At 57.0% G+C, this 409-nt stretch carries 1 protein-coding gene; it reads left to right on the top strand.

All coding sequences use genetic code 11. From position 1 onward, the window contains the following. Positions 1–61 precede the first annotated feature (61 nt). A partial coding sequence (locus K9U40_RS24250) for a hypothetical protein (protein WP_282892594.1) occupies positions 62–409 on the top strand: 348 nt, incomplete at its 3' end.

Raw genomic sequence — 409 nt, 5'->3', positions numbered from 1 at the left:
CCCAAAACATGTCCAGGAAATAATCGATGGGTCATCCATCTCCGCGCAATTCAAGCGCGTGATGGAACAGCAACTGGTGAACCCCACATTCCCCGCCCTCGTGCGGTATAGCGACATCATCCGGCGAGCGAATGACCTAGCGCTTGGTCTGAAACCGATCTCGGAGCATCAAAAAATGCTGGAGAGGCTTCGCTACCAATCCCTTGGCGGATTCGCGGCTGTCGACTTCACGCGGCACCTGGAGGAGGCAAACCCCGCATTGCGGGCAATAGAGGAGGCTAGGAAGTCGTTCGACAGATTCTGGTCGACGTTACGCGACATTGACTTCAGCCAGTTCGAGGCGAGTGCGGTAGACGAGCAGGAGGCCGAGGAAGCTGCAGAGTCCATAACCAAGGAGGCAGCTGAGCAG

This window comes from Xanthobacter autotrophicus, from assembly GCF_030015065.1.
Classification (GTDB): domain Bacteria; phylum Pseudomonadota; class Alphaproteobacteria; order Rhizobiales; family Xanthobacteraceae; genus Xanthobacter; species Xanthobacter autotrophicus_D.
This window is presented reverse-complemented; position numbering and strand designations above follow the sequence as displayed.